Here is a 7352-nt window from a genome sequence, read left to right as displayed (position 1 = left end):
GGATGAGTCCGTGACAGTCTTCGTCTAGCGCTGCCCGCAGCCGGTGGACGCGCTCGACGTCGTTCTGGCGGTGTTGCGCCCGATAGAGCTCGATGGCCTGCCCCCAGGCCTGTCGGGCCGCCGCCGGGTCGCCGATGTCGGCTCGCACAGCGCCGATGCCGGACATGATGTCGGCCTGGAGGTAGATGTTGCCGAGCTCGTGGTTGAGCGCCAGCGCCTGGTCGTAGCAGTCCAGCGCCTCGTCGTAGCGGCCGAGGCCGCGGGCGATGAAGCCCAGGCTGTCGAGCACGCCGTACTGCCCGGCCCGATCCTGCTCCCTGGTCATCTCCAGTGCCCGAGTGCAGTTGGCCAGCGCCGCCTCGAAATCGCCGAGCCGGGCCTGGTACCAGCCGACCGCGTTGTACGCCCTGGCCTCGTCGAGTGGATCGCCCGCGGCGGCGAACAGCTCCAACCCCCGCTGCGCGTGCTTGAGCGCCGCCCGGTCGTCGCCGCGGTTCTCCCACAGCCAGGCCATGGTGTGGTCGATCTGCGCCCGTTCGGCGATGTCGTCGTCGGCGACCCGACGCTTGGCCTGCTGGAGCTGGTCCAGCGCGTCATCGAGCAGGCCGGCCCGGATCAGCGCCCGGCCGTAGAGCCGGTGGGCCGTCGCCACCGGCGCGCCGAGCGACTGCGCCGCCGGCAGACCGAGCTGCCACACCATGATGTCGTAGCGGGTCTCGCCGCGGCGCCAGTGGTAGGTCGACAGCGACCAGGCCATGGCGTATACTGCCCGATCCCACAAACGCTCGGCGGCCAGCCGTTGGACCAGCAGGATGTTGGTGTGCTCGGCGGCAAACCAGGCCAGCGCGGCAGCCTGGTCGGTGAACACCTCGGGCCGGGTGCCGTTGGCCGGCTGGGGCATTTCGATCGGCCGGCGGTGGCCAAGGAACTGGATCTCACCGGCGTACGCCGTGTGCAGGTAGTAGTCGACGAGCCGGGTCAGGGCCGCCTCGCGCACCGGGCCCGGCAGGCCCCGCTCGGCCGCGTAGAGCCGGACCAGGTCGTGCATCCGGTAGCGGCCGGGCGCGTGCTGGTTGACCAGATGCGAGTTCTCCAGCTCCCGCAGCAGGGTCCGGGTCCTGGCCGGGGCCAGGCCGGTCAGCGAGGCGGCCGCGGCCAGTCCGATGTCCGGGCCGGGAGCCAGCCCGAGCAGGCCGAACACCTCCGCCGCCGGGCTGCCGAGCGCGTTGTAGGAACAGGAGAACACCGCGCGCAGGTTGGCGGTCAACTCCCCGGCGTCGAGCGCGTCCAGCCGGGGCCTCGGCGAGCTCGTCGGCCAGTGTGGACAGCGGGAAGCCGGGATGGCCCGCGGCCCGCGCGGCAACGATGCTCAGCGCCAGCGGCAGGCTCGCGCAGCGGTCGACGATCTCGTCGACCGCTGCCGGCTCGGCGGCCACCCGCGTCGCGCCGAGGTGGGCGGCGAGCAGGTCGCGTGCCTCCTGGTCGCCGAGCACGTCGAGGGCGATCAGCATCGCCTGCTGCGTGGTCATCAGGCCGCCGAGCTGGTTGCGGCTGGTCACCAACACGGTGCAGGTCGGACTGCCGGGCAGCAGCGGCGCCACGTGCGTCGAGTCCAACGCGTTGTCCAGCACAAGTAGCATCCGCTTGTCCGCGACCAGGCTCCGGTAGAGCGCGGTCTGCGCGTCCAGCTCGCTGGGAATCGACGCCGACGGCACGCCGAGCGCTTCCAGAAAGGCCCGCAGCGCGGAGGTCGGCTGCATGGAGGGGCCGGAGGGATCGAAGCCGCGCAGGTTCACGAACAGCTGGCCGTCCGGGAACCGGTCGACGTGGTCGTGCGCCCAGCGCAGCACCAGGGACGTTTTGCCGAAGCCGCCGCCGGCCGACACGACCGCGACACCGGGACGGCGGTCGAGCAGCTGGTCCAGGGCCTCGAGCTCGGCGGCGCGGCCGACGAAGCCGCCGACGGGCGGCGGGAGTTGCCGCACGAGCGGCTGGCGGATGGCGATCCTGGCCAGCGCGGGGTCGCCGGTCAGGACCTGGCGGTGCAGCTCCTGCAGCTCGGGACCGGGGTCGATGCCGAGCTCGTCGGCCAGGACGGTGCGGACGTCGGTGAAGGCCTGGAGGGCTTCGGCCTGGCGGCCGGAGCGGTAGAGGGCGGTGATGAGCTGGGCCCAGAACCGCTCCCGCAGCGGATGGCGGAGGGTGAGGTCGCGCAGCTCGCCGATGGCGGCGGCGTGGCGGGCCAGGTCGAGTTCGACGTCGATGTGCAGCTCGATGGCGGACAGCAACTGCTCGGTCAGGCGAGGGGCGAATTCCCGGCGCAGGGTCTCTGACTGCACGTCGGCCAGCGCGTCGCCGCGCCACAGGGAAAGGGCGTCGGTGAGCAGCTTGGTCGCCGATTCGGGATCGGCGCGGCGGGCATCGGCGACGAGTTCGCGGAATCGCCAAACGTCCAATTCGGACTCGCTGACGGAGATCAGGTAACCGTCGGACGCGGTGACGATCGGCGAAGTGCCGGCGGCGCCGCGCAAGGCGTTGCGCAGGCGCATCACGTAGTTCTGCACGGTGGTGCGGGCGCCGGCGGTGGGGTGTTCCTCCCACACGTTGCGGACCAGCTCGTCGAGGGAAACGACCTGGTTGGCCCGCATGAGCAGGGCCGCGAGTAGGGTGCGCTGGCGGGCGGCCCCGACCGTCACCAACGTGCCGTTGTGTCTGACCTCAAGCGGGCCGAGCACCCGAAAGTCGAACTCAGCAGCCATGAACCCCCGTTCAACGCCGACTCCGCAGTATATGCCGGGAGTGGCGAATGCGATGGGCGATAGCGGAACCGATCACGACAAGGACGACAAACCCATAAGAGAAGGTCATGCCGATCAGCGGCTGGTCCTGGAACGTGCTGCCGCCGATGAATCCGATGAGTGCGGCCTGGGTGCCCCACAGCAGGACGCCGACCGCTTCCGCGGGCAGGAACCAGGACGGGGAGAAGCCGAGGGCGCCGGCGGTGGCCAGGGTGGCGGCGCGGCCGCCGGGCACGTAGCGGCCGAAGACGATCAGTAACCGTCCGCGACTTTCCAGTTGGCGCTGGGCCCATTCCCGGGCCTGGATGCCGCGCTCGCGGCGCATCAGGCGGGTGAGCACGGCGTTGCCGGTGGACCGGCCCAAGTAGAACGCGGCGACGTCGCCGGCGAAGGCGCCGGCCGCGGCGACCAGCACGAGCTGGCCGAGGCCGGTGACGCTGGGCGCGATGAGGACGCCGACCAGCACGACCGTGGTCTCGCTGGGCATGAACGGCAGCAGGGCGTCGAGGGCGGCGATGAAGAAGACGGCGGTCCACAGCCACGGGGAGTTCGCGAGTTCCCGGACGAGATCAAGCATCGATCGACCGCCTTGCCGCCGCGGCCAGCTCCCGGCGGTCGGCGCCGTGCACCAAGGGATGTGCGGTGACGCGCACGCGAAGGCCGCCGGCACGGGCGACCCGGGCCAGAGAGGCGACCAGAGTGTCGTCCCCGACGTAGGCCGCGATCGGCGCGCTGTAACTGATCGTCACCGGACGGACCGGCGCGTCAGCGTCCAGCGCGGCCTGGAACGCGGCCCGCCGGAACACCCCCATTTCCCTGCCACACCAGGTGGTTCCCTCCGGGAAGACGAGAACGGAACACCCCGAACGTAAGGCGTGCGCGAGCCGGGCGACAGTAACGGGCAGTGAACGTATGTTGTCACGTTCGATGAAGATCGTCCCGCTTCGCCGGGCCATGCCCCCGATCAGCGGCCAGTCCCCCACCTCGCGCTTGGCCAGCAGCCGCAACGGCTCGACCGCCAGCAGCGCCGGAATATCCAGCCAGGACACGTGATTGGCCACGACCAGCGTGCCGCGATCGGCGCTAAGCCGGTCCACGGTGGACGTCAGCCGCACGCCCAAGGCCCTGAGCAGGCCGGCGGCGTCACGGCGCACGATCGGGCCGAGGGATTTGACCGCCCGGACGGCCGCTCGGGCCGGAGACACCGGCGGCGTCGGAGAAGTCGCGCAGCGCGGGGTGCACGGCGAGACAGGCAGCCAGGCGGTCATCCCCGCGCCGCCAGGAAGAACTCCAGGTACCGCGGATGCACCCGGTCCATGGACAGCAGCACGAACAGATCCGCGGTGCCGAAGTCCGGGTCGTGGGCCGGTGGCCCGCACACCCAGGCGCCGAGCCGCAGGTAGCCCTGGAGCAGCGGCGGAAGTGGCGGCTGACACGAAGGCGGACCTGGTGGCGTCCACGGCTGGTAAGGCCGCACCCGCAGCTCCGGCGGCGACAGATGCTCGGCGGCCCGGGTCCAGGCCGTCGTGGCCAGGTCCGGACCGTCGGCCAGCGACACCGACGCGGAGCCGGCCAGCCAGCGATGCCCGGACAGCAGCACGTACCGGGCCAGCGCGCCCCAGAGCAGGGTGATGACCGCGCCGCTCCGGTGGGCAGGATGCACACAGGAGCGGCCGGCCTCCACGACATCGGCGCGTACCCCTCGCAACGCGTCGAGGTCGAACTCCCCCTCGGAGTAGAGCCGATCCGTCCGCCCCGGCGGCAGCAGCCGGTAGGTGCCGACGACCTCTCCGCTGTCCGTCGCGCGGACGACGATGTGGTCGCAGAACTCGTCGAACGGATCGATGTCCAGACCGCCGGGGCGGTCTAGCCCGAACACCTCGTTGCGCAGCCGCTGGGCCGCGCGGACGGTGTCCGCGTCATCGGCGACCGCTACCGAGTAGCGCGCCTGCGTTGCTGTTTTCCCCATGCTGCCAGCGTGTCCGTGACCGCGTGGCGCGGACAGGCGGCGTCCACCCGATTCCGACGGGGGTTAACCCCCCAATGCCGGCCAGCGCCAGCAGCAGCGCCGCGACGACCACCGGGCCCGAGCGGAGGTCCGACGGCGGCGCCACCAGGAGCACGCTTTGGCCCCACAGAGCCAGATACGCCAGGCCCGGGGCCAGCACCACGGCCGTGAGCGGTGCTCGCAGCAGGTACGCGAGGTCGACCGCGACGCCGATGGCCAGTGCCCAGACCGGCACCGCGTAGGGCGGAAAGCCCAAGCCGGCAATGAATCCCAGCGCCAGCGTGCGGTAACCGACGTAGGCGGCGGCGATGAGCGTGGCCGTGAACCTCCCGCGCAGGAACCGTTTGGCCAGCATCAGCGTGATCGTCGCGGACAGCACGCACCACACCGGATAAAGCCATTCCGGCAGCCCCAGCGAGAAGTGCTCGACGGCGGCCCGGTCGACCGGGTGGTGGATCTGCGCCGCCGCGAACTGCAACAGCTCCGGCTCGGCGTAGGTCTGGCCGCGGTCCCACGCCGCCAGCGACAGCACGCCGTACTCCTGCTGCTCGTTGGGGAACCACAGGTTCTCCATCATGGACAGCCACAGCGCGGCGAAGCCGATCCGGTAGAACCGGTGGGATCGCGGGAACTGCTTGTGCCAGGCCATGATCAGGCCGGCCAGGGTCACAGTGGTGCCGGTGTAGAGCAGCATGTGGGTGACGCTCCACGCGGTCAGGTCGAGGCCGTTGACCGTGTGGTTGACGATGTCCATCGGGATCGTCACCAGGAACGAGCCCATGCCGACCTGGAGGAACCGCAGCGACCGGCGGTCGACGCCGTAGCCGGTGTAGGTGTGGATCAGCACCAGGGCCACCGCGATGCCGGTGCCGAGGAAGTTGACCATGTGGGGCGGGGCGGTGGTGTCCCGGATCCACTTGAAGTGCCAGGCCACGTCCCAGCTGGCGCCCAGCGTCTTGAAGGCCAGGGCCACCAGCCAGGACGTGTACAGCGCGACCGTCACGGCCGGCGGCGTGGCCCTCCCCGGCTCGCCGCGCGTCCACAGTGGACCAATGCGCCGCAGTGTTCCCCTCATGCCGACCATCGTCGCGAGGAAGGCGGCCCGCGTGAATAGGTAATGGCCCCCAGTGGGGGTAGGGGAAACCCCCGTGACCTTCAGGGTCGGCTGCTCGAAACCTACATTCGGGGCGCCGGGGAGCGCGACTCGCCGGAAGTCGACGCATGGTTGCCCGAGAGCGGGACTCGCCGGGTGAGGAAGGTGGCTGCCAGCCAGAGGAGGGCCAGGAGGGCGGCGCAGAGGGGCGGGGTCCAGTCGGCGCGGGGTGGGGCGGCGAGCAGGACCGACTGGGCGAACAACAGGCCGTAGGCCACGGCGGTGACGGCGACGGCCCCGACGAAGGGGCGTAGCCACTTCGTCATGGGGATCAGGAACACCAGATCGATCACCACGCCCGCGCCCAGCAGGAAGAACGGCACCGCCGACGGCGGGAACGCGGTGGCCGTCAACACCAGCCACAGCACCGAGCGGAAGCCCACGTACAGGCCGGCCATCGCCGTCGCCGTCCAGCGACGGCCCACGATCTGCCGGCCGATGGCGAACAGCAGCACGCAGACACCCAGGCCCCACACCGGGTACACCCAGTCCGGCATCGGCAGCGAGAAGTGCACGACACCGGCCCGGCCCATCGGCTGGTGGATCTGGTCCGAGGCGAACTTCAGCAGCTCGTCGTTGGCGTAGGGATGACCCGGATTCGCGTCCCAGGAGGCGATCTCCAGCACGCCGTACTCCTGCTGCTCGTTCGGGAACCAGAAGTCCTCGAACACCAGCGTCAGCAGCACGATCAGGCCCGGCGCGAACCAGCGGCCGCGGGCGGCGTTGCGGTACCAGCCCATCGCCACGCCGATGAGCATGCCGGCGGTGCCGATGAACAGCAGCGAGTGCGACGGGCTCCAGGTGGTGATGTCCAACCCGTTCACGGTGTGGTTGACCACGTCGATCGGGATGGCGATGAGGAACAGGCCCGTGCCCCACTGCATCCAGCGCAGCGTGGCCTTGTCGGCGGCGTAGCCGGTGTAGGTGTGGAACAGCACCAGCACCACGGCGATCGCCGTGCCGACGGTGTTCAGGTCGTGCGGCGGCGCGAGATTGTCGCGAATGGTCCAGAAGTGCCAGGAGATGTCCCACGAGCCGCCGAGCAGCTTGAGCGCCAGCGCGATGAACCACCAGGCATACATGATCGAGACCAGCTCGGCCGGGGTCTCCCGGCCCGCGGTCCCCCGCGTCCAGTACAGCGACCACAGCTCGCGCACGCGTGCCACGGACCAGCCCTTGGTGCTCATGGTCCGAGAGCATGAACGCTCGTCAACGCCGATTCCACCGTTTCGGCCGAACCGAGATCAGGCGCATACCACCCGATCGAGTGGGTGAGCCGCATTGCCCGCGCCGGGCCGAGTGGGCAAGGTCACCGGTCTACACCGAGGTACGGGAGTGATCAGAAGTGAACAAGCGTGTCGTCGCGGGCGTTGTTGTCACCGCGCTGGTGCTG

The 7352-nt window shown here is 70.6% G+C and carries 7 protein-coding genes; all 7 read right to left on the bottom strand.

Annotated elements, in window-relative coordinates; genetic code table 11:
* Positions 1–1048: tetratricopeptide repeat protein (locus tag AB0M73_RS22190; protein ID WP_363893176.1), on the bottom strand; the 1048-nt coding region annotated here is incomplete at its 3' end.
* On the bottom strand, positions 936–2759 hold the full coding sequence (locus tag AB0M73_RS22185; RefSeq protein ID WP_363893173.1) for a BTAD domain-containing putative transcriptional regulator: 1824 nt from the start codon (positions 2757–2759) through the stop codon (positions 936–938). The genes AB0M73_RS22185 and AB0M73_RS22190, both read right to left, overlap by 113 nt.
* Positions 2760–2769: 10 nt before the next feature.
* Complete coding sequence (locus AB0M73_RS22180; protein WP_363893170.1) at positions 2770–3375, bottom strand: VTT domain-containing protein; 606 nt, start codon at positions 3373–3375, stop codon at positions 2770–2772.
* Positions 3368–4003 (bottom strand): lysophospholipid acyltransferase family protein, encoded by a 636-nt coding sequence (locus AB0M73_RS22175; RefSeq protein ID WP_363893167.1) that lies wholly within the window; start codon positions 4001–4003, stop codon positions 3368–3370. The genes AB0M73_RS22180 and AB0M73_RS22175 overlap by 8 nt, the downstream gene beginning before the upstream one ends.
* A gap of 59 nt (positions 4004–4062) precedes the next feature.
* Positions 4063–4767 (bottom strand): GNAT family N-acyltransferase, encoded by a 705-nt coding sequence (locus AB0M73_RS22170; protein WP_363893164.1) that lies wholly within the window; start codon positions 4765–4767, stop codon positions 4063–4065.
* Positions 4718–5881 carry a hypothetical protein gene (locus AB0M73_RS22165; protein ID WP_363893161.1) on the bottom strand — a complete coding sequence of 388 codons (1164 nt, stop codon included), beginning with the start codon at positions 5879–5881 and terminating at the stop codon, positions 4718–4720. Before AB0M73_RS22165 ends, AB0M73_RS22170 begins: the two co-directional genes overlap by 50 nt.
* Positions 5882–5982: 101 nt before the next feature.
* Complete coding sequence (locus tag AB0M73_RS22160) at positions 5983–7146, bottom strand: hypothetical protein (protein ID WP_363893158.1); 1164 nt, start codon at positions 7144–7146, stop codon at positions 5983–5985.
* Positions 7147–7352: the final 206 nt, after the last annotated feature.

The sequence above is a fragment of the Kutzneria sp. NPDC051319 genome (genome assembly GCF_040682195.1).
Classification (GTDB): domain Bacteria; phylum Actinomycetota; class Actinomycetes; order Mycobacteriales; family Pseudonocardiaceae; genus Kutzneria.
This window is presented reverse-complemented; position numbering and strand designations above follow the sequence as displayed.

Excerpts from the sequence above, each read along its gene's own strand:
- AB0M73_RS22160 (WP_363893158.1), bottom strand. The coding sequence starts at position 7,146 with ATGAGCACCAAGGGCTGGTCCGTGGCACGCGTGCGCGAGCTGTGGTCG.
- AB0M73_RS22165 (WP_363893161.1), bottom strand. The coding sequence starts at position 5,881 with ATGAGGGGAACACTGCGGCGCATTGGTCCACTGTGGACGCGCGGCGAG.
- AB0M73_RS22180 (WP_363893170.1), bottom strand. The coding sequence starts at position 3,375 with ATGCTTGATCTCGTCCGGGAACTCGCGAACTCCCCGTGGCTGTGGACC.
- AB0M73_RS22170 (WP_363893164.1), bottom strand. The coding sequence starts at position 4,767 with ATGGGGAAAACAGCAACGCAGGCGCGCTACTCGGTAGCGGTCGCCGAT.
- AB0M73_RS22185 (WP_363893173.1), bottom strand. The coding sequence starts at position 2,759 with ATGGCTGCTGAGTTCGACTTTCGGGTGCTCGGCCCGCTTGAGGTCAGA.